Here is a 26,001-nt window from a genome sequence, read left to right on the forward strand (position 1 = left end):
TCATTCACTGGTGAGGGCCGTGACCGGGTCGAGCCGGGCAGCTTTGCGGGCGGGCATGAAGCCGAAAACGACCCCGGTGATCAGTGCGCAGGCGAAGGCGCCGGCGATGGCCACCAGGGAAAATGCGACGGCGACTTCGCTGAGTATCAACACGCCGCCCACGAGCAGCGCCAGGCCAATACCGGCAATGCCGCCGACCACCGAGAGCATCACCGCTTCGGTCAGGAACTGACGCAGGATGTCGCGCTGACGGGCACCGGTGGCCATACGGATACCGATTTCGCGAGTACGTTCGCGCACGGTCATGAGCATGATGTTCATCACCCCGATGCCGCCGACCAGCAGCGAAATCGCGGCAATCGAACCGAGCATCAGTGACAGGGTGTTTTGCGTGCGCGCTTCGGCCTGAATCATCGCGGCATTGTTGGTCAGCTCGAAATCCTTCTTGCCGTTGTGCAACTGCAACATCAATTGCTCGATGGCCATTTCGGTTTCATGGACCTTGCGCGCATCGGCGGCAGCGATCACCACGTACTCCGGGTTGTGCGTGCCGAACAGTCGAACGCTGGCCGCGGAGTAGGGGATGGCGATGCGATTGTCGCTGTCCTGGTCACCGGAGCTGGCGCCCTTGCCGGCCAGTACGCCGACCACCTGGAACGGCACGTTCTCGATCAGGATGTATTGGCCGATGGGATTGCTCACGTTCTTGAGCAACTTGTCGCGGACTTTCTTGCCGATCACCGCGACGGCCGCACCGTTGCGCTCATCGGCCTCGGTGAAGTAGCTGCCTTCGACCACTGGCCAGTTGAAGATGTCCGGGAAATTGGTGTCGTTGCCGCCGATGTAACTCATGTGATCGAGATTGCCGAAGCGCACCCCGGCTTCGGCACCGTTGACCGGCATGATGCGAGTGATCTGCGGCAGGCTGGCCAGTGCGGCGACTTCATCCAGGGTGACGATGCCCGGCGGCGTGCGCGGGTTCGGCGCGGCGCCGCTGAGGTAAATGATGTTGGAACCGAAGGCACCCATCTGCGCCATGACCTGGCGTTTGCTGCCTTCACCGACGGCGAGCATGACCACCACCGACGCCACGCCGATGATGATGCCCAGCAGCGTCAGCGCGGTCCGGAAGCGGTTGATCCACATGACGCGCCACGCCGCTTGCACTGCATCGACCAGTTCGCCTTTCCAGGCGCCGCTCGCTTCGCTGCCCTCGCTCAGGCGCTTGCGCAGATCCACGGCCTGCAAGGCGCCGGGGTTGGCGCTGGCCTGCACGGTGGGGTCTTCCGTGGCGCTGTCGCGAATGATCAGGCCGTCGCTGATTTCAATGATGCGCTTGGCCCGGGCTGCCACTTCACGGTCGTGGGTGATGAGGATGACCACATGACCCTGGCTCGCCAGCTCGTCGAGCAGCGCCATGACTTCCTTGCCGCTGTGGCTGTCGAGGGCGCCGGTCGGTTCGTCCGCAAGGATGATGTGACCGCCGTTCATCAAGGCGCGGGCGATCGACACCCGTTGTTGCTGACCACCGGACAGTTGATGGGGACGGTTGCCGGTGCGCGAGGCCAGACCGAGGCGCTCGAGCAGGGCGGCGGCCCGTGCATGGCGCTCGGCGGCGGGAATGCCGGCATAGATGGCCGGCATCTCGACGTTTTCCTGGGCGGAGCCGGACGGAATCAGGTGGTATCCCTGAAACACAAAACCGAAGGCTTCGCGACGCAGCCAGGCCAGTTCATCGGTGTCCAGGCCGGCGACGTTTTCCCCGGCAAAGCGGTATTCGCCGGACGTGGGCCGGTCGAGGCAGCCGAGGATGTTCATCAGCGTCGATTTGCCGGAGCCGGACGCGCCGACGATCGCCACGAACTCGCCGGCATGGATCGACAGGTCGATGCCGCGCAGCACGTGAACTTCGGGTGCGTCACCGCCGCCGTAGGATTTGCGGATGTCCTGCAGGTCGATCAGGGGCGTTTGCATTCAGCCTCCGTTGCCGTCGGCCGGGCCGATCAACAGATGATCGCCTTCGCTGAGGCCGTCGAGGATCTGCACTTTCAAGCGATCGCTGATGCCGGTGCGCACGGTGCGTTGCTCGATGTCGCCGTTCTGTGCCACGACCCGGGCAATCTGGCTGTCGGGTTTGGTGCTGCCATGCAGGGCAGCAATCGGTGCGGTGAGGACGTCTTTCGCCTGATTCGAGACAAAGAACACTTGCGTGGTCATCTCTGCCATCAGCGCGTTGTCGGCGTTGTCGACATCCAGCAACACGGTGTACAGCACCACGCGACCGGCCCCGCTTTTACTGGTGCTGGTCGGGCTGCCGCCGCCCTGGCTGGTCTGGTCCAGCGGTTTGGGTGGCACCGGCAGGATCTGCCGCACGGTGCTGCTCCAGCGCCGGTTGCCACCGCTGAGGGTGGTGAAATAAGCGCTCATGCCCGGTTTGACGTGGCCGATGTCGGCCTCGGAGACTTCCGCCCAGACCGTCATTGGCGACAGTTTGGCGATCCGCAGGATCAGCGGTGTCTGTTGTTGCGCGTTGAGTGTCTGGCCTTCGCGAGCGTCCAGCGCAACCACGGTGCCGGCCATCGGCGCGAAGATCCGGGTGTAGCCGAGTTCGGCCTGATCGCTGCGCAGGCTTGCCTGTGCCTGGCGGATCTGCGCCTGGAACATGTCGATGCGCGCCTGTGTGGCTTTGAGTTCGGCGCGGGCGGTTTGCACGTCTTCTTCGCGGGTGGCGCCGCCGGCGGCCAGGTTCTGCTGGCGTTGGTACTTCTGGCGCGCCAGTTCGTGTTGAGCCTGTTGTTCCTGCAACTGCGCCTTGAGGTTTTCGATGGAAAACTGGCTGGCGTCGAGTTTGGCCTTTTGCGTGGCCGGGTCGATTTCCACCAGCAGTTGGCCTTCCTTGACCACGTCGCCGACTTCCACGTGGATCTTGCGAATCTGCCCCGAGGCCTGGGCGCCGACATCTACGTAACGGCGAGGCTGGAGGGTGCCGAGTGCGGTCACGCTGCTTTCTATATCGCCACGGGAGACTTGTACGGTGGCGAATTTGTCCCGACCGGGCGGCAAGACTTGCCAGGCGGCAACAGCAATAACGGGAATCAGACAAAGGGCGATGAGCAGGGCGCGTCGGGCGGGGCGGGGACGTTTCATGCAGGGTTCCGGCCAGTGGAAATCGGCCCGTCGTTCAGCAGGCACCGCGAACGGGCCACGGTCGAACGCTGTCGCAGGGCGCGACAGACACGGGGGGCTGTCCTTTAAACGAGAGACGGGGTGGGGAATTTAAGCGCTGAAAAACGCGGTAACAGGTATAGCTGGCAACAATTTGTCGGGCAAATGGAAACAGCGCTTTAAATCTATATGAGAATTACTATAAATTACGCGTCTGAATTTGCCACCATCGTGCCATTGCCTGTTTTGGCAGATCGCCGGTCTGGCTCAAGGATCGAAACCGCACCCTGCGGCCGGGAGTCATGTTGGAAAACTACTATCGCGAGCTGGTGTGTTTCCTGAACGCCAAGCTAGGCAACCGCCAGGTGGCCGAAGATGTGGTGCATGACGCTTATCTGCGGGTACTGGAACGTTCCAGCGACACGCCAATCGAGCAGCCCCGCGCATTTCTCTACCGCACGGCGCTCAACCTGGTGATCGATGACCACCGGCGCAATGCTTCGCGCCAGGTCGAATCCCTTGATGTGCTCGACAGCGAAGAGCGCTATTTCAGTCCTTCTCCTCATCACAGTCTCGATCATGGCCAGCGCCTGGCGCTGTTGCAGCGTGCACTGGCCGAGCTGCCGGCGTTGTGCCGCGAGAGCTTTTTGCTGCGCAAGATCGAAGGGCTGTCGCACCCGGAGATCGCCGAGTGCCTGGGTATTTCCAAGGCCTTGGTCGAAAAACACATCGTCAACGCCATGAAACATTGCCGGGTGCGCATCAAGCAATGGGATGGACATTGATCGTTCCCGGTTAAATTTTTTTTCACCGTCCTCGTTCCTACTCAACAGACGATCTGCTGTCCTGCACAAGGCCGGTCAGGTCACCCAGGCTTCATCCCCGCTGTTGAGGGGTACATCCAGAGGACACTGGAAATGACACAGGCAATTGCATCGCCCATCGTTCACGACCTGATCGGCGTCGGTTTCGGCCCTTCGAACTTGGCGCTGGCCATCGCTCTGCAAGAGCGCGGCCCGACCCAGGGTGAACTGGATGTGCTGTTTCTCGACAAGCAACCGACCTACAGCTGGCACGGCAACACGCTCTCGACCCAGAGCGAGTTGCAGATTTCCTTCCTCAAGGATCTGGTGACCCTGCGCAATCCGACGAGCCCGTACTCGTTCGTCAATTACCTCAAGCAGCACGGTCGTCTGGTGGACTTCATCAACCTCGGCACCTTCTATCCGTGCCGCATGGAGTACAACGACTACCTGCGCTGGGTGGCCGCGCAGTTCACCGAACAGAGCCGCTACGGCGAAGAAGTGCTGACCATCGAACCGGTGCTGCACAACCATCAGGTTGAAGCGCTGCGGGTGATTTCCCGTGGTGTGGACGGCCAGCAATTCGTTCGCACCGCACGTTCGGTAGTGGTCAGCGCCGGCGGCACACCGCGCATTCCCGAAGCCTTCAAGGCACTGAAGGGCGATGCGCGAGTATTCCACCACTCGCAGTACCTGGCGGAGATGGCCAAGCAGCCGTGCGTCAATAATCAGCCAATGAGCATCGCGATCATCGGTGGCGGCCAGAGCGCGGCGGAAGCGTTCATCGATCTGAACGATTCGTTCCCGTCGGTGCAGGTCGACATGATCCTGCGCGGCTCGGCGCTGAAACCGGCGGACGACAGCCCGTTCGTCAACGAAGTGTTCTCGCCGGAGTTCACCGACCTGATCTTCCAGCAGAAGAGCAGCGAGCGTGAGCGTCTGGTCAACGAGTACCACAACACCAACTACTCGGTGGTCGACATTGACCTGATCGAGCGCATCTACGGCATTTTCTATCGGCAGAAAGTCTCGGGCGTGGCGCGCCATGCGTTCCGCACCCTGACCACTGTCGAGAAAGCCACCGCCACCGAACACGGTATCGAACTGACCGTGCGCAACAACGCTACCGGCGAAGTCACCGTGCGTGCCTACGACGCAGTGGTGCTGGCCACCGGTTACGAGCGTCAGATGCATCGCAAACTGCTGGCGCCGCTGGAAGAGTACCTGGGCGACTTCGAGGTCGATCGCAACTACAAGCTGATCACCGACGAGCGCTGCAAGGCCGGTCTGTACATGCAGGGCTTCTGCCAGGCCAGCCACGGCCTGAGCGATACGCTGCTGTCGATCCTGCCGATTCGTGCGGACGAGATTGCCGGCTCGCTGTATGAGCATGGCAAGCACCGCGGGCACAGCCGTTCGGTGATGGACTTGTTGTTGGCCACGGCCAGCTGATGACGTCCTGACGACTCCTGCGCCGAGCGCGGGAGTCGTTTCGAGGTCAATCCTGAACCCTTCCTGAATGACCTCCACATCTCCCGACCTCATTCCCTTTACGGGTTTACTCTCCAGGCATCGGGGCGTAAGCTTCGCGCGTTTTCATCAATAGCGGAGACCCACAGTGGGTACTTGTTCGAGTGACAGTTGTCGGCCGGTCCTTGTAACCGGCAGATTCTCGGCAAGATAACGCGCATTCCTTTGTGCCGTTGTCTCGCCGAACAGCGAGCAGCGGCATCCCGATCATGGTCAGTTGAGACCATGTCCCGACGTCCTTCTCATCGACGCTGAAAAGAGCGTGGTTTCGACTTTTTCGTCGCAATCGCAGCCCTATCGACACGCCTGTCTTTTTTGACCGGCGCGCCAACCCTTGCCGTGCCGAATTTTTCGGTGCAAGAGGGCTGGACGTATCTGCTTGACGGTTTCCCGGCTGACCATAGGGGCAACAGCCATGAAACTTACGCTCAAGGAATTTTTCGCAGGCTTCCTGCGGACCCGTCACATCGCCCGGCACTTCCGTCGTCTGGCCGTGCTGGAAAGTCTTCGCGACACCACGGTCAGCCGTGAAGTGCCGCCCACCCTGGCCAATACGTTGGTGGACGCCGCCCATTGCGACAGCGGCGTGTTGCTGTCGAACCTCGGTACCCACACCGACGGCCTCACCGATTTCGAAGTCGATGTGCTGCGTGCGCAGCATGGCCTCAACGAAGTCGAGCATGAGCAACCGCTGCCGTGGTGGACCCACCTGTGGCACTGCTACAAAAACCCGTTCAACCTGCTGCTGACCCTGTTGGCGGTGATCTCGTGGCTGACGGACGACCTCAAGGCCGCCACCGTGATTTTCTCGATGGTGGTGCTCTCGACCCTGCTGCGCTTCTGGCAGGAAAGCAAATCCAACCGGGCGGCCGACGCGCTCAAGGCGATGGTCAGCAACACCGCCACCGTGCTGCGCCGGGATGCGCCTCGCACTGAACTGCCGATCAAGCAACTGGTGCCCGGCGATCTGATCGTGCTCTCGGCCGGTGACATGATTCCTGCCGATTGCCGGGTGCTCAGCGCCAAGGATCTGTTCGTCAGCCAGGCCGCGATGACCGGCGAATCGATGCCGGTGGAGAAATTCCCCCGTCAGGCGGATCGCGATACGCGTAACCCGCTGGAGCTCGACAACATCCTGTTCATGGGCACCAACGTGGTGTCCGGGACAGCGGTGGCGGTGATTCTCACTACCGGCAACAGCACCTATTTCGGTGCGCTGGCGCTGCGGGTCGGGGCAACCGATCGCGGGGTGACGTCGTTCCAGCAAGGCGTGAACAAAGTCAGTTGGCTGTTGATCCGCTTCATGTTCGTCATGGCGCCGCTGGTGCTGTTCATCAACGGTTTCACCAAGGGTGACTGGACCGAAGCCCTGCTGTTCGCGCTGTCGATCGCCGTGGGCCTGACCCCGGAAATGCTGCCGATGATCGTCACCTCGACCCTGGCCAAGGGCGCGGTGTTCCTGTCGCGCAAGAAGGTCATCGTCAAACGCCTGGATGCGATCCAGAACTTCGGCGCCATGGACGTGCTGTGCACCGACAAGACCGGCACCCTGACTCAGGACAAGATCTTCCTGGCGCGCAATGTCGATGTCTGGGGTGAAGACTCCGACGATGTGCTGGAAATGGCTTATCTGAACAGCTACTACCAGACCGGCCTGAAAAACCTGCTCGACGTGGCGGTGCTGGAACACGTGGAAGTCCACCGTGAACTGAAGGTCGGCACGGCGTTTCGCAAGGTCGACGAGATCCCGTTCGACTTCAATCGCCGGCGCATGTCGGTGGTGGTCGAAGGGCACGGCCAACCGCATCAGTTGATCTGCAAAGGCGCGGTTGAAGAAGTGTTGTCGGTGTGCACCCGGGTTCGTCACGGTGAAGTCGACGAAGCCTTGAGCGATGAATTGCTGGCGAGAATTCGTCAGGTAACAGCAGCATTCAACGCTGAAGGCTTGCGCGTGGTAGCGGTGGCGGCACGGTCGATGCCTGAAGGTCGCGACACTTACAGCCTGGGCGACGAGCAGGAACTGACGCTGATCGGTTACGTGGCATTCCTCGATCCGCCGAAGGAAAGCACCGCACCGGCACTCAAGGCTCTGGCCGAACACGGCGTGGCCGTGAAAGTGCTCACCGGCGACAACGAGCTGGTGACCGCCAAGATCTGCCGCGAAGTGGGCCTCGCGCAACAAGGCCTGTTGATGGGTAACGACATCGAACGCATGAGCGACGCGGAACTGGCGGTGGCGGTAGAGACCACCAACGTGTTCGCCAAGCTGACGCCATCGCACAAGGAGCGCATCGTGCGCATCCTCAAGGGCAACGGCCACGTGGTCGGATTCATGGGCGACGGTATCAACGACGCACCGGCGCTGCGCACCGCAGACATCGGTATTTCCGTGGACAGCGCGGTGGATATCGCCAAGGAAGCGGCCGACATCATCCTGCTGGAAAAGAGCCTGATGGTGCTGGAGGAGGGCGTGCTGGAAGGGCGCCGGACCTTCGCCAACATGCTCAAGTACATCAAGATGACCGCCAGCTCGAACTTCGGCAACGTGTTCTCGGTGTTGGTGGCCAGTGCGTTCATTCCGTTCCTGCCGATGCTGCCTATGCACCTGTTGGTGCAGAACCTGCTGTATGACATTTCGCAGATCGCGATCCCGTTCGACAACGTCGACGACGAAATGCTGAAACAGCCGCAACGCTGGCAGCCTGGGGATGTCGGGCGCTTCATGCTGTTCTTCGGCCCGATCAGTTCGATCTTCGACATCACAACGTTCGCCTTGATGTGGTACGTGTTTGATGCCAACACCCCGGATCACCAGACGTTGTTCCAGTCTGGCTGGTTTGTGGTGGGATTGCTGACCCAGACGCTGATCGTGCACATGATCCGCACGCCGAAGATTCCGTTCCTGCAAAGCCGCGCGGCCATGCCGCTGCTGGTGATGACCGGAATCATCATGGCCGTGGGCATCTTCCTGCCGATGGGACCGCTGGCGCACTACTTCAAATTGCAGGCGCTGCCGTCGATGTACTTCGTGTTCCTGCCGGTGATCCTGCTGGCGTACATGGCACTGACCCAGGCCGTAAAAGGCTTCTACATCCGCCGGTTCGGCTGGCAGTAACAGGAAAGATTCCCCCCTTGTGGGAGCAAGGGGGGCGGTTTCAAGGAGTTCAACATGCAAGCCATCAACAACATCAACCTCGATTCGCTGCTCGACACCCTGGTCAGCCTCAGCGCGGCCTTCATCCTCGGTGGCCTGATCGGCTTCGAACGTCAGTACCGGCAACGTACGGCGGGCTTGCGCACCAACGTGCTGGTGGCGGTCGGCGCGGCGATTTTCGTTGACATGGCCAATCGGCTCGGCGGGGCCGAAGGCGCGGTCCGGGTGGTCGCCTACGTGGTATCCGGGATCGGCTTTCTCGGTGCCGGTGTGATCATGCGCGAAGAGGGTAATGTGCGCGGTCTCAATACCGCCGCCACACTCTGGACTTCGGCGGCGGTGGGCGCCTGTGCCGGTGCCGACCTGCTGGCCGAGGCGGTGCTCGGCACCTTGTTCGTGCTCGCCGCGAATACGTTGCTGCGACCGATCGTCAACAACATCAACCGCCAGCCACTGGATGTGGTCTCGGCGGAAGTCACCAACATCGTCTACGTCATCGCCCGGCGCTCGCAGCAGACGGCTGTGTTCGCCTTGCTTGAAGCCGAGCTCGAACGCAGCAACTACCCGGCCAGTGACGTCGATGTGCACGCCTTCGGTGCCGATGAAATCGAGATCGAAGCCACGCTCGCAACCACGTCGGTGGACGGCGATGAGCTGGACGCCCTGGTGAAGCGGATTTCAACGTCGAACCTGGTGGTGCAGGCGTTCTGGAGCCCGAGCACTACGGAGTAAAGCGTTCAATCCGGATGAGTGACGGTGTTTTTCGGAAAAGTCCTACAGAGCTCGTCCCGATGCTTGGGTAGTCTTTGCCGCCACTTGAAGCGACTACCGGGACTCCCACATTGACCGACAAAACCCTGCGCATCCTGATCGCCGACTTACAGCATTTTCACCGGATGAAAATCGAGCGGATGTTCAATAGCCTCGATTACTACCGCATCGCACCGGTGCAGAACCTTGCCGAACTGCTGACGCTGGTCGATTACGGCTGCCAGCCGTTCGATGTGCTGGTGATCAATGCCGAACTGGCGGCCGGGATGTCGGATCTGCGCGGTTTTCTGTTCGATCATCCGCAAGTCCGGCATGCGCTGGTCTATGGCGAGCCGGCGAACTCATCGGCTGTTTCCGGGCTTTTTCAGGCGAAAATCACTTCCAGCCACGCCGCGTTGCCATCAATGAATGCAATCACGCAGTTGATGGCGTCGGTCGAGGTTTCCCTAGAGCGCTCGTCGCGCAGTGGCCAGACAAAATCACCGGCGCCAATGCGCGCCTGATCACAGATCGGTCGATGGCGCAACTGTCAGGTCTGACAGGTGCTTCGCCACGCGTCCCGTGTAACAGTCGTAGCGAAGCTACCAATAGTCCCGTTCATGCAAGATCGGTGGCGCCATCGTGATGTATTCGCCCCGGGAGTGGTCATGGATTCAGCATTGATCGTCGACGATCACCCGGTGGTCGTCGGTGCCGTCAGAATGGTTCTGGAATCACTGGGCTATAAACCGGTTCATGTCGCTTCGAGCGGCGTCGACGTGGTGCCGATGATCCGTGCACACGCGCCGAAACTGATCGTGCTCGACTTGAAGCTCACGGGCTTCGGCGGTCTGGAGGTGTTGGAGCGCATCAGGACCATCGGGCTGGACTGCAAGGTGGTGATTTTCACTTCGGCCGACCCAGAGCACTATCTGATGCGTTGCCGGCGTGCGGGTGCGATGGCGTTTGTCACCAAATCCGCCGCAATGCAGCAGTTGCAGAGTGCAATCAAGGCTGTCCGTTCGGGTTATAGCTTCTTCCCCGAATTGCCTGTGAACAATGCAGGTCAATCCGACGCGAGCCGTGATGAGCGAGAGTCGATAGCAAGCCTGTCCACTCGCGAAATGGAGATCATGATAAAGCTCGCCCAAGGCGACTCCAACAAGCGAATTGCGCAAGCGATGAGCCTCAGTCACAAAACCATCAGCACCTACAAGACCCGCTTGATGCTGAAACTCGGGGTAAGCTCACTGGTAGTGTTGCGAGAGTTTGCCAAACGCAACGGCCTGTTCTGAGCGGCTGCGCATGATGAGGCCGCTACGTTTCGTCTTCCTCTTTCTGGTGATGCTCGCCAGCGGAGTGCAGGCAGGCGAGGCCGCACAAAGACTGGAAATTGTCTCTCGCACCCGGTTGGAGGGCGTGCAGCTTCGCCTCGATGAACAGGATCGGCAGTGGCTCAGTGCACATCCGGTGCTGCGTATCGGTGCCTCCTGGCCGGATTACCCACCCTTTGAATTGACTCGCAAACGATACGAACTGGAAGGCCTCACAGCCGATTACGCCGACGCGATCGCCCAGTTGCTGAGCATCGGTGTCGAGGTCTGGTGCTACCCCGATCGCGAAGCCGCCATGGCGGCACTCAAGGCCGGGGAGGTGGACCTGCTGGGCACGTCGAACAACTTCGAAATCGCTGATCCCGACCTGATGTTGTCTCGCGCCTACGCCGAGGATCAGCCGATGTGGGTGACTCGGCTTGACGAGCCATTGCCGGAAGATCTGGCAGGAAAGAGCATCGCCATGGTGGACGACTACCTGCCAGCCGCGGTGATCGAGAAGACTTACCCGCAAGCCTCCCTGCAGCGTTACCGCTCGATTCTCGATGCCCTCGGCGCCGTGGCGTTCGGTCGGGATGCTCTGTACCTCGGTGACTTCATCAGCGCCAGTTATCTGATCAACACCAATTTTCACAACGACCTGCAACTGGCCGGGCCTTCCGGCCTTGACGCCAACCCGTTCGGCTTCGCCCTGACTCGCAGCAACACGCGTTTGAAACGTCTGGTCGACAAGGCGTTGCTGGCCATTCCCATGGAGCAGCGTCTGGCCATTGAACTGCGCTGGAGCGCCGGTCGCGCCGACATGGCGGCCCAATCGCGAGTGAGCCTGAGCGCCAGCGAGCAGCAATGGCTGGATCAACATCCGGTGGTGCGGGTCGGCGCTGTCGAGGACTTTGCGCCGTTGACGTTCTTTAACGCTGACGGCCGTTTCAGTGGGCTGGTTGCTCAACTGCTCAACCTGATCAGTCAGCGCAGCGGCCTGAGGTTCGAAGTGGTACGCGGGCAGTCCCTGGATCGCCAGGTCGAGCAATTGAAGACCGGGGAGCTGGACCTGTTGCCGGTGCTGACCCCGAGCCGCGAGCGCGAACTTGAAATGCTGTTCACCCGGGCGTACGCCAACAGCCCCTTTGTGCTGATCGCCGATTCAAAGGCGCCCGGGCCTCGCAGCCTGGACGAGATGGCGGGCAAGCGTCTGGCGCTGTATCGCGGCAATCCATTGCGCACTTATCTGTTGGAACATGTGCCGCAGATCCGCCTGGTCGAATTGCCAAGCCCCGCAGCGGGCACGCAGGCACTGCTCGACGGTCAGGCCGACGCGACATTGAGTTCGTTGCTGGTGGCGCGTTATCAGATCGATCACCAGTACCGCGATCGCCTGCGTATTGTATCGACACTGGGCGATCAGCCGGCCCGGATTGCGATGGCCACGGCGCTTGAGGCTCCGCAGCTGCAATCAATTCTGAACAAGGCACTGCTGAGCATCGCTCCGCAGGAAATGGACGACCTGGTCGCGCGCTGGAGTCGCAACGTGGTGCTGCAGGACAGTTACTGGCAGCGTCATCGGGAGCAAATCCTGCGCGGGTTTGCCGTTGCGGCGGGGTTGTTGTTGCTGGCATTGGGCTGGATCGGTTTTCAACGCCGGCAGATTCGCCAGCGTCAGCAATGGCTGCGTCAATTGCAGGAAGCCAAGGAGGCGGCCGATGACGCCAACCGTGCCAAAAGCACGTTTCTCGCGGTCATGAGCCATGAAATCCGCACGCCCATGAGCGCGTTGCTGGGCATGCTCGAGCTGGCACTCAAGCGTGCCGACGAAGGCGTAACCGATCGCTCGGCGATTGAAGTGGCGTCCCATGCGGGGCAGCAGTTATTGGCATTGATTGGCGATATTCTCGACATCGCGCGGATCGAGTCCGGGCATCTGTCACTGGCTCCCGAGCGTGCCAATCTGCGCGAGGTGGTGGCGTCGGTGTGTCGGGTGTTCGAAGGCCTGGCACGACAGAAGTCATTGTCCTGGCGGGTGGAGCTGGATGAGCGTAGCGACGTCGACGTGATGCTCGACCCCGTTCGCTTCAAACAGGTGCTGTCGAACCTGTTGAGCAACGCGATCAAGTTCACCGACGAAGGTGAGGTCAGCCTGCGCTTGCAAGTGTTCACCGAACAGGACGGGCAGCTGGAAACCGGTGTGATCATCGAAGACAGTGGCCGGGGGATCAGCGCCCAGGATCAGCAACGATTGTTCAGCCCGTTTGTGCAGGTTGGCAGCCATCAGCCGTCGGCGCGCAGCGGTTCCGGTCTGGGGCTGGTGATCAGCCGCAATCTGTGTCGACTGATGGGCGGCGACTTGTGGATCAGCAGCGAGCCGGGACGTGGCACGCAAGTCATGCTGCGACTGGAGTTGCCTGTGCTGGAGCCGCTCGTGCAGGAGGCCGCAACGACGTCAGCGGTGACGGCGGTAAAGTCGCTGAAGGTGCTGGTGGTGGATGATCATCCGGTCAATCGCTTGTTGCTGTGCCGGCAGTTGAGCGAACTCGGGCATCACACCGTCGACGTCGAGGACGGTGAGCGCGGACTGGTGGTGTGGCGCGAGCAACCTTTCGATGCGCTGATCACCGATATCAACATGCCCGGGATCGACGGTTATGAACTGGCGCGGGCGATTCGTGCAGAAGAGACGGCAACGGGCAGGGCGCGTTGCCTGATTCTGGGGTTTACCGCCAATGCGCAGGTCGAAGAAATACAGCGATGCCTGGCGGCCGGCATGGACTATTGCCTGTTCAAGCCGATTCTGCTGCGCGAACTGAGCCAGGCCTTGCTGGCCGCAGAGGCCGACGAAACGCAGGTAGAGAGTGTGGATGATCAGGGGGCGACTGAATTCGACCTGAGTGCGCTGTTGCAGGTGGCGGGTGCGGACAACCCGCTCATCGGCCAATTGCGTGAAGAGGTACTGAGCAGTCTGCACGCCGACCTTGAACGGCTTGACGTGTCAGGCCGCAAAGGGGACCGCGCAGGCTTGCGTGACCTGGCGCATCACGTCACGGGTGGGGCACACATGATCGGTGCCGAGCGCGTGGTCTCGGCCTGCCGGGTACTTGAACAGGCGTGCCGCGACGACGAGCCCGAGGCGGCACTGACGGCCGCCATCAATTCGCTGCGCGAGGCCATGCACGACCTCGCGCAGCATCTTCAGGCCTGATCGATCAGTCCCACTGCGGCGCGACGCCTTTGGGGCTGGTCAGGCGATGGCCGCGCTCCAGTGTGGCGATCAGTGCCATGTCGGCGTCGCTCAGGGTCAGCGCGGCGGCGCCGAGATTGCCTTGCAGGTTGGCGCGCTTGGTTGAGGACGGAATCACTGCGTAACCCGACTGCATCGCCCACGCCAGCGTGACTTGCGCCGGGGTGGCTTGCAGACGTTCGGCGATCTGCACGATCAGCGGATCCTTCAGCACTTCGCCATAGGCCAGGGTCATATACGACGTGATCTGGATGCCCTGGCTCTGTGCGAACTCGACGACCTGGCGGTTTTGCAGGTACGGGTGCAGCTCGATCTGGTTGGTGGCGATGTTTTCTGCGCCAACGGCGGCAATCGCCTGTTTCATCAGGTCGATGGTGAAGTTGGACACACCGATCTGCCGGGTCAGGCCCAGGCGCTTGGCCTCCAGCAGGGCGCCCATGAATTCCTCCATCGGCACCTGATCTTCCGGCGATGGCCAGTGGATCAGTGTCAGGTCGAGGTAGTCGGTCTGCAGCTTTTGCAGGCTCTCCTTGAGGCTCTCGATCAGCCGGTCGCCGGCGAAGTTGGCGATCCAGATCTTGCTGGTGATGAACAGTTCGTCACGAGGGATGCCGCTGGCGGCGATGGCCTGGCCGACCTCGGCTTCGTTTTCATAGATTTGTGCGGTGTCGATGACCCGGTAACCGAGTTCAAGGGCGGTGCTCACCGAATCGATGACCACCTGACCTTGCAGGCGAAACGTACCAAGACCGAAAGCGGGAACAGACATGCAGGACTCCAGGGTTGCAGTGGGAATGGGCGGGAGTATCCGCGTCTGATTCCTCTGGAAAAACCGCTGTCGGGGCAAAGTACTGTTGACCAGAAGTCACGAATCAATCGCAGGTCTCAAGCGATGTCGCTGTGGGCAAATTCCTCACCCAGAAAATCGATCAACGTGCGCACCGACGGCAACAAACCCCGGCGCGACGGAAAGATCGCATGCACGATCCCGCATTTCGGCGCCCAGCCCGGAATCAACTCCACCACGCGTCCTGCGGCGATGTCTTCGCGCACGACCACGCTCGGCAGATGCGCGACGCCGACTCCGGCAATCACCGCCTGACGCAGGGCGATCAGGTCATCGGTGACCAGCCTTGGCGTGTGCCGGATCTGCGCCGAAGCGCCGTTCGGCCCGAGCAGCTCCCATTGATACTCACGTTGCGCCGCGCCCCAATGCAGGCTCGGCAAACCATTGAGATCGGCCGGCGAGGGCGGTGATGACAGGCGCTCGGCAAACATCGGGCTGCCGACCACCGATTGGGTGCTGTTGCCCAGCACCTTCATCACCATGTCGGTGTTTTCCAATGGCGGAAAGCGCACGCGCAGCGCAATGTCGAAACCTTCGTGCAGCAGGTCGACCCGGCGGTTGGTGCTCTCGATGAACACTTCCACCAGCGGGTACTTGAGCATGTAGCGGGTGAGCATCGGCCCGACCCAGGAATTGAGCAGCGCCGTCGGGCAGCTCAGGCGTACCAGCCCCTGAGGCTCGGAGCGATTGCGCTCGATCAGCTCGGCGGCACTCTCGGCCTCGACCCGCATCGCCAGGCAACGCTGGTAGTAGGCCTGGCCGATCTCGGTCAGTGAACAATGCCGGCTGGTGCGGTGCAGCAGGCGTACGCCAAGGCGTTCTTCGAGCTGCGAGATGCGTCGGCTGAGTTTCGACTTGGGGATGTCCAGCGCACGACCAGCGGCGGCAAAGCCGTGATGCTCCACCACTTGAGTGAAGTAATAGAGGGTGTTGAGGTCTTCCACCATCGTTCTCCATATAGAACGCTAAAGCTGATTTTTGCAGTCTAGTCCATCAATGGTCATGGATTTAAGCTTAATCCATCGCGTCATTCACCCGATTGGAGGCAACCATGAAAAACATCATCGGTATCTACACCAGCCCTCGCGGCCATTGGGTCGGCGATGGTTTCCCGGTTCGCACGCTGTTTTCCTACGACAACCTGGGCAAGCACATCAGCCCGTTCCTGTTGCTGGATCACGCCGGGCCTGCGCAATTCACCCCGACTACCGAACGACGTGGCGTTGGTCAGCATCCACACCGTGGGTTCGAAACCGTGACTATCGTTTACGAGGGCGAAGTGCAGCACCGCGATTCCACCGGCGCGGGCGGCACCATCGGCCCGGGCGATGTGCAATGGATGACCGCTGCGTCCGGGATCCTGCATGAGGAGTTTCACTCGGACAACTTCGCCAGAACCGGCGGCAATCTGGAAATGGTGCAACTGTGGGTCAACCTGCCAGCCAAGGACAAAATGGCGGCGCCCGGTTACCAGACCATTCTGGACGGCGACATCCCGAGCATCCCGCTCAAGGACGGCGCGGGCAGCCTGCGCCTGATCGCCGGTGAGTTCGACGGCCACAAAGGCCCGTCCCGCACCTTCACGCCGATCGACGTGTGGGATCTGCGCCTGAACGCCGGCAAGTTGCTGACGCTGGATCTGCACGAGGGCCGCAACACCGCGTTGGTGCTGTTGCGCGGTTCGGTGCAGGTCAACGGTCTGGAATCGGTGCGCCAGGGCCAGTTGGCGCTGTTCGAGCGTGACGGCCGGCAACTGACGCTTGAGGCCAGCGAGGATGCGGTGGTGTTGCTGCTCAGCGGCGAGCCGATCGACGAACCCATCGTCGGCCACGGTCCGTTCGTGATGAACACCGAGCAGGAAATCCACCAGGCATTCGCCGACTTCCAGTCCGGCCGCTTCGGCCGCATGCACGGCTGACACGCCGCGCTTCCACACCCCGCTCTACACAGGACGCGTAGGCCGGTTCGAAGGCCAGGGATGGCTGCTGCCCAAAAGAAAGAGGAAACGCACATGAACACTGTCAATGCGGCCAACTTCAATGGCCAAAAACCGACTATCGACCCAAACGACAGCGCCATGCTGTTGATCGATCATCAAAGCGGTCTGTTCCAGATCGTCAAGGACATGGATGTACCGCAACTGCGCGCCAACGCCATCGCGCTGGCCAAGGCTGCGACGCTGTTGAAGATGCCGGTCATTACCACGGCCTCTGTGCCGCAGGGGCCGAACGGGCCGTTGATTCCCGAGATTCACGAAGCCGCGCCCCATGCGCAGTACGTGGCGCGCAAAGGTGAAATCAATGCCTGGGACAACCCGCAGTTTCACGCGGCTGTCAAAGCCACCGGCAAGAAAACCCTGGTGATCGCCGGGACCCTGACCAGCGTGTGCCTGGCATTCCCGTCCATCGCCGCAGTGCAAGAAGGCTACAAGGTCTTCGCGGTGGTCGATGCCTCCGGCAATCACTCGAAACTGGCCACTGATCTGACCATCGCCCGCCTGGCCCAGGCCGGGGTGGTGCCGATCGACATCATGGCCACGCTTTCCGAGCTGCAGGGTTCGTGGAACCGTCCCGATGCCGAGCAATGGGCAGCCGTCTACGCCCAGGCCATGCCGCATTACCAACTGCTGATCGAGAGTTACCTCAAGGCCCAGCAAGTCGCGAACGAACACGAAACGCTGGATTCCCAGCGCTGACCCGAGACCTCGACATTCCGTCGAGGTCCACTACACGCGAGGATTACTGCAATGAGCACTCAATACAAACGTCTGGACAAGAACAACGCCGCCGTTCTGCTGGTCGACCATCAGGCCGGGCTGCTGTCGCTGGTGCGCGACATCGAGCCTGACCGGTTCAAGAATAACGTGCTGGCGCTGGCCGACCTGGCCAAGTACTTCAAGCTGCCGACGATCCTGACCACCAGTTTCGAAACCGGCCCCAACGGCCCGCTGGTGCCCGAGCTCAAGGCGTTGTTCCCCGAGGCTCCGTACATTGCCCGGCCCGGCCAGATCAACGCCTGGGACAACGAGGACTTCGTCAAGGCGATCAAGGCTACCGGCAAGAAACAGCTGATCATTGCCGGCGTGGTGACGGAGGTGTGTGTGGCATTTCCGGCGCTGTCGGCCCTGGAAGAAGGGTTTGATGTATTCGTGGTGACCGACGCCTCCGGCACGTTCAATGAACTGACCCGTGAATCGGCATGGAACCGCATGTCCAGCGCCGGCGCGCAATTGATGACCTGGTTCGGTCTGGCCTGCGAGTTGCACCGTGACTGGCGCAACGATATCGAAGGGTTGGGCACGTTGTTCTCCAACCACATCCCGGACTACCGCAACCTGATGACCAGTTACAGCACGCTGACCAGCGGCAAGTAACCAGCTCCATGAAAACCTGTGGGAACAAGGTGTCTCCCACAGGTTTTTTCGGCGCCTGCCAAATAGCACGCATCCCGCCAAATCAATTGCTCCTACACTAAGCCCAATCTGTGCGATCTTCTCGCGATTGACCTCTGTCGGAGTTGTTTGATGCTGTCTCTGCTGACTGAACATCCGTTGTTCTGCGCGTTGATCCTGATCCTGCTCGACCTGGGCCTGTGGCGCCTGATCAGCTCCCGGGGCAGCGAATGGAAGCTGCTGGTGCGGGTGCTGATTTTCAGCCTGTTCAGCGTGCTGCTGTTCAACGAAGGCCTCAATCCGATGGAGCCGGCGCCGTGGGCCGACAACGTGCCGCTGCACCTGGCGGCGACCGGGTTGCAGATCGGCTGGTGGCTGTTCGGGGCGCGCACGCTGACGGTGTTGATCGGCGCGGTGATGATGCAACGGGTCGGTCATACCGGACGGCTGTTGCAGGATCTGCTCGGCGCAGTGATTTTCCTGATCGCCATTATTGCGGCACTGGCCTATGTGCTGGATCTGCCGGTCAAAGGTGTGCTGGCCACGTCTGGAGCCTTGGCGATCATCGTCGGTCTGGCGCTGCAAAGCACCCTGAGCGATGTGTTCTCCGGCATCGTCTTGAACACCACCAAACCCTATCAACTCGATGACTGGATCTCCATCGACGGCACGGAAGGGCGGGTCACCGACATCGACTGGCGCGCCACGCGCCTGCAAACGTCCCAAGGCAGCATGGCGGTGATTCCCAACTCGCTGGCGGCCAAGGCCAAGATCATCAACTTCAGCCGGCCGAGCAATATGTTCGGGGTTGCCGTCAGCGTGCAGGTCAGCCCCCATGCGCGGCCGAATTCGGTGATCGACGCCCTGGAGCGGGCGATGCAAGGTTGTCGCCCGCTGCTGGACACCCCGGCGCCGAGCGTGGCGCTGAAGAGTTCCAGCAGTGCCGGTGCGGAATACGAAATCAGCGGGTTCGTGGCCTCGATGAACGAGAAGCGCGCAGTGCGCAATCAACTGTTCGATCTGGCTTACCGGCATCTGCAAGCGTCCGGGTTCAATCTGCTGTCGAGCGATGAGCCCGCGGCCCCGGCCCATCTCTCACGGCCACGGGCGCTGCTCGACAGCTCGCCGATTTTCTCCACCCTGCGTCAGGAAGAGAAAGAAACCTTCAGCCAGAACATGACCCTGCAAACCTTCCGTGCCGGCGAGATCATTCTGGCGGGCGGGGAGGTCAGCGATCATCTGTTCATCATTGAATCCGGTGTGGTCTCGGTGACCTTGAAACGCCACGGCACACCGTTCGAGTCTGGGCGCATGGGACCGGGTGAAGTGATCGGCGAGGCAGGGATTCTTTCCGATACCTCGCTGCCGGCGGACTTTTCCGCCAAGACCTTCTGTGCGCTGTATCGCATCGAAAAGTCGTATCTCAAGCCTTGCCTGGACGCCCGCCACGACATCAACGACGCGATGAAGGCATTGCTCGATTTCCGTCTGCTCAAGGCCCAATCCCTGACCCAGGAAGCACCGGTGGTTGCACCGAAAAAAGGCTTCCTGCAGTGGCTGCGCAATCGCGCCTGATGACCGTCAGCGTTGCTCGTACCCGGCGAGTTTGCGCTCAAGGTTCAGGCGCACCTGCGGCCATTCGTCATCGATGATGCTGAAGCGCACCGAGTTGCGCTTGCGGCCGTCCGGCATGATCCGCTCGTGACGCACGATGCCTTCCTGCTGTGCGCCCAGGCGCAGGATCGCGTTGCGTGATTTCTGGTTGTTTTCGTCGGTGGTGAACTGCACGCGCACGCAATCGAGCACTTCGAAGGCGTGCCGCAGCATCAGGTACTTGGCCTCGGTGTTGACGAAGGTTTTCTGAAAGCGTGCCGAAATCCAGCTGCTGCCGATTTCCAGCTTGCGATTGAGCGGGTCGATCTTCCAGAACCGGGTCGAGCCGATCACCTCGCCGGTCTCCTTCAACACGATCGCAAAGGGCATGACCGTGCCGGCCTCGCGGCCGTCGAGGGCCTTTTTCAGATAGCTGTCAACGGTAGTTGCCGAGGGCACCACGGTGACGGTGAGGTTCCACAACTCGCCGTCGGCAGCGGCATGGAGCAACGCATCGGCGTCGGTGTATTGGAGAGGGCGCAGGAGGATGCCCTGGCCTTGCAGCGTGGTTTGCATGAGGGGCGGCTCTTGTCGGTTCGGGCGAGCGTCCATTACGCCGCAACGGGCGGCGTCGTTGCAACTGCTCAGGGAGCCTGATTCAAATCAGTCGACAGAGCCGATTGGTGAAATCTATTGTCGATCCAATAGCCGGATCCCGTATACATGGCGACCATCGGCGGAGTGATCCGCGTCTCCCTGCAAAAGGACTGAGCAATGAGCGAGCCACGCCTGGCGAATCTGAAACAGTATCTGCAACGGCTGGGGTTCGACACGTCCCCGGCACCGACCCTTGAAACCCTGCGACTGTTGCAGTTGCGTCATACCGGTGCCTTTCCTTTCGAGAATCTGTCGACCCTCTCTGGCGAGCCCGTGCTGATCGATCTGCCATCGATCCAGCGCAAGGTCCTGGACGATGCCCGTGGCGGTTACTGCTACGAACTCAACAATCTGTTTCTGGCCTTGTTGCTGGAGTTGGGGTTCGATGCGCGGGGCATCAGCGGGCGAGTGGTCATGAATCAGCCCGAAGGCAGCTGGACGGCACGGACTCATCGCTTGAGTCTGGTGACCCTCGACGGCGTGCGCTACATCACCGATGTCGGCTTCGGCGGCATGGTACCGACCGCGCCGCTGATTCTGGATACCGAAGCCGAGCAGTCCACACCCCACGAACCCTATCGCATCGAAGTACAGATCGATGGCTACATGCTGCGGGCCAGGGTCGCTGGCGAATGGCGGCCGATGTACCTGTTCGACCTGCAACGCCAGGAAGACATCGATTACACCCTTGGCAACTGGTACGTCTCGACCCATCCGGATTCACCGTTCGCCCAGCGCCTGATGGTCGCGCGTACGGGCGACGGCTGGCGGCGTACATTGAACAACGGCAGTTTCGCGATCCATCGCATCGGTGCCGAGAGCGAGCGACGCGAGGTGACGGATGTCGATGAGCTCATCGAGTTGCTGGAGCGGGAATTCGGCCTGCGCTTGCCGCACCAGCCTGGTGCGCGTCTGGCGCTGGCGCGCTTGATCCAGCCGGCCTGAAACCTACGGTTTTACATCCGGCTCCAGTACCCGCCGGATTTCGTTCACGGCCGCTGACAGTTTTTTCTCAAGGCTCTTGAGGTCGGTGGCGGTGATGCCTTTCTTGAATTGCCCGCTGGCATGCTCGGGTTCATCGGCTGCACCCCGGCTGTCGAGCAGTGCATGGCGCAGGGTGTTATTGATTACCGTCTGATAGCCATACCCCTCGCTTTCAGCGACCCCCCGCGCGGCGTCGATGACCGCGTCGTCGAGCATGATGGTGATGCGAGTCTTGCCTTTGTTGGAGGCGACGGCGCCCCGCTTGCCCTGGGTGAAATCGTATTCATCCTTCATTGATCATGTCTCCAGAAAATATTCGCGACGTTCGCTCGGTGTAGCGACACGTGCGGAAATGATTCGAACCACATTCGGCTCCCGATAGCTGTACACGACAACCAGCAAACGTCCCTTGCCGTCGTTGCCGAGAGTGATCCAGCGTTGTTCGTCATGGTCGTTATCCTCAATCGTCAATGCTCGCTCATCGTGGAAGACCGGTTCGGCCTCGGCGAGGCTGATCCCTCTGTGCTTGAGTTTGTTGGCAGCATTCTTGCTTTTGTCGAACTGAATCTGGAATGACTTCATTATGCATACTTTATATGTATAAAAAAGAGCGCGACCGCGCCGTCGGTCGCCATGAACACTTCAGCCTAGGTGGATAGAGCGCAGGGGCAGTTAACGATGTGTTGCCGGATTTGTGAGGGATGGAAGCGGCGGGATAGAAGGTTGGGTGGCTACCTATCCATAATGTGACCGATAAGTTGTATACAACTCTATGGACATTTGTCACGAGTATTGAATACAGTGTGCGCATAACAAAAACCAGGGAACCCCCCACCATGAAAACGCCCCATGTTTCACACCAACGGCCCGAGGACGAAAACCTCGGGGTCGGCGCGAATATGGCTTACGGCCTGCAACATGTTCTGACCATGTATGGCGGTATCGTCGCGGTGCCGCTGATCATCGGTCAGGCCGCCGGGTTATCGCCGGCGGACATTGGTCTGTTGATTGCTGCTTCATTGTTTGCGGGGGGGCTGGCCACGTTGCTGCAAACCCTGGGTCTACCGTTTTTCGGATGTCAGTTGCCGCTGGTGCAGGGCGTGTCGTTCTCCGGTGTTGCGACCATGGTGGCGATTGTCAGCAGTGGCGGGGAGGGCGGCTTTCAGTCGGTACTCGGGGCGGTGATTGCCGCGTCGTTGATCGGTTTGCTGATCACGCCGGTGTTCTCGCGAATCACCAAGTTCTTTCCACCGCTGGTTACCGGCATCGTGATCACCACCATCGGCCTGACGCTGATGCCGGTGGCCGCGCGCTGGGCCATGGGCGGCAACAGCCACGCTCCGGACTTCGGCAGCATGCAGAACATCGGTCTGGCGGCGGTCACGCTGGTGCTGGTGCTGCTGCTGAGCAAGGTCGGCAGCTCGACCATCTCGCGTCTGTCGATCCTGTTGGCGATGGTGATCGGCACGGTGCTGGCGGTGTTCCTGGGCATGGCGGATTTCTCAAGCGTTACTCAAGGGCCGATGTTCGGCTTCCCGACACCGTTCCATTTCGGCATGCCGACCTTCCACTTCGCTGCGATCCTGTCGATGTGCATCGTGGTCATGGTGACCCTGGTGGAAACCTCGGCGGACATCCTGGCGGTCGGTGAAATCATCGGCACCAAGGTCGATTCCAAGCGTCTGGGCAACGGCCTGCGCGCGGACATGCTGTCGAGCATGTTTGCGCCGATCTTCGGTTCGTTCACCCAGAGCGCCTTCGCCCAGAACGTTGGCCTGGTGGCGGTGACCGGGATCAAGAGCCGCTATGTGGTGGCGACCGGCGGCATCTTCCTGGTGATCCTCGGCCTGCTGCCGTTCATGGGCCGGGTGATCGCAGCAGTGCCGACGTCGGTACTCGGTGGTGCCGGCATCGTGTTGTTCGGCACCGTGGCGGCGAGCGGCATCCGCACACTGTCCAAGGTCGATTACCGCAACAACGTCAACTTGATCATCGTCGCGACCTCGATCGGCTTCGGCATGATCCCGATTGCCGCGCCGAACTTCTACGATCACTTCCCGAGCTGGTTCGCGACCATTTTCCACTCGGGCATCAGTTCGTCGGCGATCATGGCGATCCTGCTGAACCTGGCGTTCAACCACTTCACGGCAGGTAACTCGGATCAGCAGTCGGTGTTTGCGGCGGCAGAAGAGCGAACCCTGCGTTATCGGGATCTGGCGGCGTTACGCGAAGGTGACTACTTCAGTGACGGCAAGCTGCATGACTGCGACGGCAATGAAGTGCCGGTGATCGAGGCGGATTCGGATCACGGACACGGCGCACCGAAGGCGCATGCCAAGAGTGGTGAGCACGTCTGACTGCTGTTTCTGAATGAGAAGGGCCGATCAGTTGCGAAACTGATCGGCCCTTTTTATTGCACTGCATTTTCCAGCGCCCACAAAAAAGCCCCTGAATCTTTCGATTCAGGGGCTCTGTATTTGGCTCCACAACCTGGACTCGAACCAGGGACCCAGTGATTAACAGTCACTTGCTCTACCAACTGAGCTATTGCGGAATTGGTGCGTATGTTACTGATTTAAAAAGACTAGTCAAGCGCCAGTTGTAATTTTTTTGGAAGGGTCAGGACGGACGGCGGCAAATCGGCGATTGGCGGTTACCAGAACCGCAGCAGAGGTCTACCATGGCCGCCCGGAAGTGGTCACACGCGCTGCCGGCCATTCGCCGAAAAGGTACGCGCCATGAATAGATCCATCCTGATCCCTCGTCCTGCCGAGGTGTTCGCATGAGCACCGTGCAAATCAGCCTGCCCAAAGGCGTCGGCCCGCACGCCGAAAAGCTTTTCGACGCGATCACCCAGGCCGCCACGGCTGAAGAACTGAACCGCGCAGGCGGCAAGGCCGAAGGTTTTGTCCTCGGTCTGGAAAGCACCAAGGCCATCAAGAGCCAGGTCGCCGAATCGCTCTACGTCGTTTATGACGATGCGGCGACTCAGCGTGCAACGGAACTGGCTTAACCGCCGAACGTGAAGGTGCCGAGCATCAGTTTGGCGTACAGCATCGTCGCGCCCAGTTGCACCAGCCACAGCGCCAGCCCGCCGAGAAACACCCCGGCCGCGACTTGCAGCACCAGGTTGTTGCCACGTTTGGCCGGAGCGCGGGGGATGAAGTCATCCAGATCGTCGCGGTCGGCGCGCAGGTCATCGTTTTTCATGTTGTCTCTCTGAAATATCGTCTGTGTGCAGTCTAGAGGGTGTAGCGGCTTTTCTTCAGACAAATAAAAAACGGGAAGCCCGAAAGCTTCCCGTTTATCAGTGCTACGTCAGATCAGATGACCTGAACGATGGCGTCCGTCACGACTTCGATGTTGCTCTGGTTCAGCGCGGCGACGCAGATGCGGCCGGTGTCCAGGGCGTAGATGCCGAACTCGTTGCGCAGGCGGTGAACCTGCTCGGTGGTCAGGCCGGAGTAGGAGAACATGCCGCGCTGGCGACCGACGAAGCTGAAGTCACGCTGCGGGGCTTTCTTCGCCAGCAGAGCGACCATCTGCTCGCGCATGCCGCGAATGCGCAGGCGCATTTCAGCCAGTTCCGCTTCCCACTGGGCGCGCAGTTCCGGGCTGTTCAACACCGCAGCAACGATGCTTGCACCGTGAGTCGGCGGGTTGGAGTAGTTGGTGCGGATCACGCGTTTGACTTGCGACAGCACGCGCGCGCTTTCTTCTTTCGATTCGCTGATGATCGACAGGGCACCGACGCGCTCGCCGTACAGCGAGAACGACTTGGAGAACGAGCTCGACACGAAGAAGGTCAGGCCGGAGTCGGCGAACAGACGCACGGCAGCGGCGTCTTCGGCGATGCCGTCACCAAAGCCCTGGTAGGCCATGTCGAGGAACGGCACGTGACCTTTGGCCTTGACCGCTTCCAGCACGTTGTTCCAGTCAGCCGGGCTCAGGTCGACACCGGTCGGGTTGTGGCAGCAGGCGTGCAGCACGATGATCGAGCCGTTCGGCAGAGCGTTGAGGTCTTCGAGCAGGCCGGCACGGTTCACGTCGTGGGTGGCGGCGTCGTAGTAGCGGTAGTTCTGCACCGGGAAACCGGCGGTTTCGAACAGCGCGCGGTGGTTTTCCCAGCTCGGATCGCTGATCGCCACAACGGCATTCGGCAGCAGTTGCTTGAGGAAGTCGGCACCGATTTTCAGCGCGCCGGTCCCGCCGACCGCCTGAGTGGTGACAACGCGGCCAGCCGCCAGCAGTGGCGAATCATTGCCGAACAGCAGCTTTTGCACGGCCTGGTCGTAGGCAGCGATGCCGTCGATTGGCAGATAGCCACGGGAGGCATGCTGAGCGGCGCGAATGGTTTCGGCTTCGATGACGGCGCGCAGGAGTGGAATTCGCCCCTCTTCGTTGCAGTACACACCCACCCCGAGGTTGACCTTATTGGTCCGGGTATCGGCGTTGAATGCTTCGTTGAGGCCCAGGATTGGATCGCGGGGTGCCATTTCGACAGCGGAGAACAGGCTCATTTTTACGGCAGCTCTATTGGAGAGTGGAGGGACGTGTGGCG

The 26,001-nt window shown here is 60.8% G+C and carries 23 protein-coding genes and 1 tRNA gene; 14 read left to right on the forward strand and 10 right to left on the reverse strand.

All coding sequences use genetic code 11. The annotated features are described in order from the left end of the window. Complete coding sequence (locus IF199_RS09630; protein ID WP_096821161.1) at positions 1-1,974, reverse strand: MacB family efflux pump subunit; 1,974 nt, start codon at positions 1,972-1,974, stop codon at positions 1-3. After that, complete coding sequence (locus IF199_RS09635; protein WP_096821162.1) at positions 1,975-3,147, reverse strand: efflux RND transporter periplasmic adaptor subunit; 1,173 nt, start codon at positions 3,145-3,147, stop codon at positions 1,975-1,977. A 320-nt stretch (positions 3,148-3,467) separates the two neighbouring features. Between IF199_RS09635 and IF199_RS09640 the strand changes: the two genes are divergently transcribed. The 7 genes from IF199_RS09640 to IF199_RS09670 all read left to right on the forward strand — a co-directional run bounded on the left by IF199_RS09640 (position 3,468) and on the right by IF199_RS09670 (position 13,929). Then, on the forward strand, positions 3,468-3,950 hold the full coding sequence (locus tag IF199_RS09640; RefSeq protein ID WP_096821163.1) for a sigma-70 family RNA polymerase sigma factor: 483 nt from the start codon (positions 3,468-3,470) through the stop codon (positions 3,948-3,950). Positions 3,951-4,082: 132 nt separating this feature from the next. Next, entirely contained in the window at positions 4,083-5,420 is a 1,338-nt protein-coding gene (locus tag IF199_RS09645) for a lysine N(6)-hydroxylase/L-ornithine N(5)-oxygenase family protein (protein ID WP_096821164.1), read from the forward strand. A 493-nt stretch (positions 5,421-5,913) separates the two neighbouring features. Beyond that, a complete protein-coding gene (mgtA, locus tag IF199_RS09650; RefSeq protein ID WP_096821165.1) occupies positions 5,914-8,613 on the forward strand; it encodes a magnesium-translocating P-type ATPase in 2,700 nt (899 codons plus the stop codon). 54 nt (positions 8,614-8,667) lie between these two features. Continuing rightward, complete coding sequence (locus tag IF199_RS09655; RefSeq protein ID WP_085711975.1) at positions 8,668-9,384, forward strand: MgtC/SapB family protein; 717 nt, start codon at positions 8,668-8,670, stop codon at positions 9,382-9,384. A gap of 110 nt (positions 9,385-9,494) precedes the next feature. Then, positions 9,495-9,926: a chemotaxis protein CheY gene (locus IF199_RS09660; RefSeq protein WP_192560209.1), complete on the forward strand. Its 432-nt coding sequence runs from the start codon at positions 9,495-9,497 to the stop codon at positions 9,924-9,926. 144 nt (positions 9,927-10,070) lie between these two features. Continuing rightward, positions 10,071-10,697: a response regulator transcription factor gene (locus IF199_RS09665; protein ID WP_096821167.1), complete on the forward strand. Its 627-nt coding sequence runs from the start codon at positions 10,071-10,073 to the stop codon at positions 10,695-10,697. 10 nt (positions 10,698-10,707) lie between these two features. Next, entirely contained in the window at positions 10,708-13,929 is a 3,222-nt protein-coding gene (locus IF199_RS09670) for an ATP-binding protein (RefSeq protein ID WP_192560210.1), read from the forward strand. A gap of 4 nt (positions 13,930-13,933) precedes the next feature. Here IF199_RS09670 and dkgB read toward each other — a convergent pair whose 3' ends face one another. After that, positions 13,934-14,737: a 2,5-didehydrogluconate reductase DkgB gene (gene dkgB / locus IF199_RS09675; protein ID WP_192560211.1), complete on the reverse strand. Its 804-nt coding sequence runs from the start codon at positions 14,735-14,737 to the stop codon at positions 13,934-13,936. Between the two features lie 116 nt (positions 14,738-14,853). After that, positions 14,854-15,762 (reverse strand): LysR substrate-binding domain-containing protein, encoded by a 909-nt coding sequence (locus IF199_RS09680; protein ID WP_192560212.1) that lies wholly within the window; start codon positions 15,760-15,762, stop codon positions 14,854-14,856. Between the two features lie 104 nt (positions 15,763-15,866). Between IF199_RS09680 and IF199_RS09685 the strand changes: the two genes are divergently transcribed. The 4 genes from IF199_RS09685 (at position 15,867) to IF199_RS09700 (ending at position 19,781) form a co-directional block, all read left to right on the forward strand. Then, complete coding sequence (locus IF199_RS09685; protein WP_102621969.1) at positions 15,867-16,733, forward strand: pirin family protein; 867 nt, start codon at positions 15,867-15,869, stop codon at positions 16,731-16,733. A gap of 93 nt (positions 16,734-16,826) precedes the next feature. Then, entirely contained in the window at positions 16,827-17,510 is a 684-nt protein-coding gene (locus tag IF199_RS09690; protein ID WP_192560213.1) for an isochorismatase family protein, read from the forward strand. 51 nt (positions 17,511-17,561) lie between these two features. Further along, complete coding sequence (gene ycaC, locus IF199_RS09695) at positions 17,562-18,188, forward strand: isochorismate family cysteine hydrolase YcaC (RefSeq protein ID WP_096821173.1); 627 nt, start codon at positions 17,562-17,564, stop codon at positions 18,186-18,188. A gap of 150 nt (positions 18,189-18,338) precedes the next feature. Beyond that, the gene (locus IF199_RS09700) at positions 18,339-19,781 is read left to right on the forward strand and encodes a mechanosensitive ion channel family protein (RefSeq protein WP_192560214.1); all 1,443 of its coding nucleotides are present in this window, start codon (positions 18,339-18,341) and stop codon (positions 19,779-19,781) included. Between the two features lie 6 nt (positions 19,782-19,787). Here the strand turns inward: IF199_RS09700 and IF199_RS09705 are convergent, their stop codons facing one another. Further along, positions 19,788-20,375, reverse strand: coding sequence for a GNAT family N-acetyltransferase (locus IF199_RS09705; RefSeq protein WP_096821175.1), 588 nt, complete (start codon positions 20,373-20,375; stop codon positions 19,788-19,790). A gap of 198 nt (positions 20,376-20,573) precedes the next feature. Between IF199_RS09705 and IF199_RS09710 the strand changes: the two genes are divergently transcribed. Further along, positions 20,574-21,401, forward strand: a complete 828-nt coding sequence (locus IF199_RS09710; protein ID WP_192560215.1) for an arylamine N-acetyltransferase family protein — start codon at positions 20,574-20,576, stop codon at positions 21,399-21,401. 3 nt (positions 21,402-21,404) lie between these two features. On the opposite strand, the gene IF199_RS09715 is transcribed toward IF199_RS09710, so the two are convergent. Together IF199_RS09715 and IF199_RS09720 are read right to left on the reverse strand one after the other, a co-directional pair. Beyond that, positions 21,405-21,734 (reverse strand): BrnA antitoxin family protein, encoded by a 330-nt coding sequence (locus IF199_RS09715; RefSeq protein WP_102621970.1) that lies wholly within the window; start codon positions 21,732-21,734, stop codon positions 21,405-21,407. 3 nt (positions 21,735-21,737) lie between these two features. Beyond that, a complete protein-coding gene (locus IF199_RS09720; protein WP_102621971.1) occupies positions 21,738-22,022 on the reverse strand; it encodes a BrnT family toxin in 285 nt (94 codons plus the stop codon). A gap of 254 nt (positions 22,023-22,276) precedes the next feature. Here IF199_RS09720 and IF199_RS09725 point away from each other — a divergent pair, with 254 nt between their 5' ends. After that, positions 22,277-23,797 carry a nucleobase:cation symporter-2 family protein gene (locus IF199_RS09725; RefSeq protein WP_096821179.1) on the forward strand — a complete coding sequence of 507 codons (1,521 nt, stop codon included), beginning with the start codon at positions 22,277-22,279 and terminating at the stop codon, positions 23,795-23,797. Between the two features lie 121 nt (positions 23,798-23,918). Here IF199_RS09725 and IF199_RS09730 read toward each other — a convergent pair. Continuing rightward, a tRNA-Asn gene (locus IF199_RS09730) sits at positions 23,919-23,994 on the reverse strand. A 228-nt stretch (positions 23,995-24,222) separates the two neighbouring features. Between IF199_RS09730 and IF199_RS09735 the strand changes: the two genes are divergently transcribed. Further along, a complete protein-coding gene (locus IF199_RS09735; RefSeq protein WP_192560216.1) occupies positions 24,223-24,453 on the forward strand; it encodes a hypothetical protein in 231 nt (76 codons plus the stop codon). Here the strand turns inward: IF199_RS09735 and IF199_RS09740 are convergent. Then, positions 24,450-24,650: a hypothetical protein gene (locus tag IF199_RS09740; RefSeq protein ID WP_007956421.1), complete on the reverse strand. Its 201-nt coding sequence runs from the start codon at positions 24,648-24,650 to the stop codon at positions 24,450-24,452. The two genes, IF199_RS09735 and IF199_RS09740, sit on opposite strands and share 4 nt — an antisense overlap. 113 nt (positions 24,651-24,763) lie before the next feature. After that, positions 24,764-25,960 (reverse strand): amino acid aminotransferase, encoded by a 1,197-nt coding sequence (locus IF199_RS09745; protein WP_096821181.1) that lies wholly within the window; start codon positions 25,958-25,960, stop codon positions 24,764-24,766. Between the last annotated feature and the right edge of the window lie 41 nt (positions 25,961-26,001).

It is taken from the genome of Pseudomonas allokribbensis (assembly GCF_014863605.1).
GTDB lineage: Bacteria > Pseudomonadota > Gammaproteobacteria > Pseudomonadales > Pseudomonadaceae > Aquipseudomonas > Aquipseudomonas allokribbensis.